Source organism: Vibrio sp. 970 (genome assembly GCF_033339075.1).
In genome coordinates this window covers 1-831 of sequence record NZ_JAWOTW010000182.1, presented here as the reverse complement: position 1 = coordinate 831, position 831 = coordinate 1, and the positions used below count along the sequence as shown (strand labels likewise).

Sequence of the window (831 nt, the reverse complement as noted above, 5' to 3'; positions counted from 1 at the left end):
CACTGTTAGATAATTACATTCGTTTGTAACGAAAGAGCCCCTCAATGAGGGGCTCTTTTTATTTGCCGTCTAGTGTTGGTTTAAGAGGCTAATTTAAGCCGAGCATATTCGGCTCACCACGATAGATAATGCGATCGTTTCCACGGTGAATACCAAACGTGACTATTGTTGGCGGGTTTTCTTCTTCGGGAGTCGAAGTTTCCCAGTCGTATTTGAGCCAAGGAAGTTGGTTGCCTGAGTGATCTAGATTTAGGCTGAACTGAATTTGTTCTCTTGCCGCGTCAATTTGGCTTGCAATGATGTCGTTGGTTCTGCCAACACTCATCTTAGCAACACCAGATAACTGGGCGTTATTTACCGGTGCGTTCGACCAAATAGGCGTGCTGGTGTAGTACGCACCATTTGCGGTTGTCGAGTTGTCATCGAAGTTTGTAACAAATCTACCGTCTTGCCACACCTCTACGTCCAATGGCACTTTGATCTTCATGCCCTGATTTCCGCCAACATCCTTAAAGTTCAAACGACCAAAACGAATGTCTGGCTGTTTCGTCAGAATTTCACCGCCATCGAAGAAGTTCACCTCATCAACCACGTGAGTAGTCACTAAGCCAATTTTACTGCTCTTGCTGTTTGCACCGCGGTTGAACGGGCCATCAGGGTAATGGTCTTTAGTTTTATCTTTCTCCCAACACGGGCTGTTGTGACACGTTGCATTTGTAGATGCTTTTTCAATGACAAACTGACCGATACTGGCATCGCCGATGCGTTTCCATTCTGCCTTTTGTGGTGCTGGTGGCACAAAACGATCTTGGTATCCGCCAAGCTCTCCTA

The 831-nt window shown here is 46.2% G+C and carries 1 protein-coding gene; it reads right to left on the bottom strand.

From position 1 onward, the window contains the following. Positions 1-88 precede the first annotated feature (88 nt). The coding region (locus R7Q11_RS25555; protein WP_318094452.1) for a DUF6701 domain-containing protein at positions 89-831 on the bottom strand (743 nt) is incomplete at its 5' end.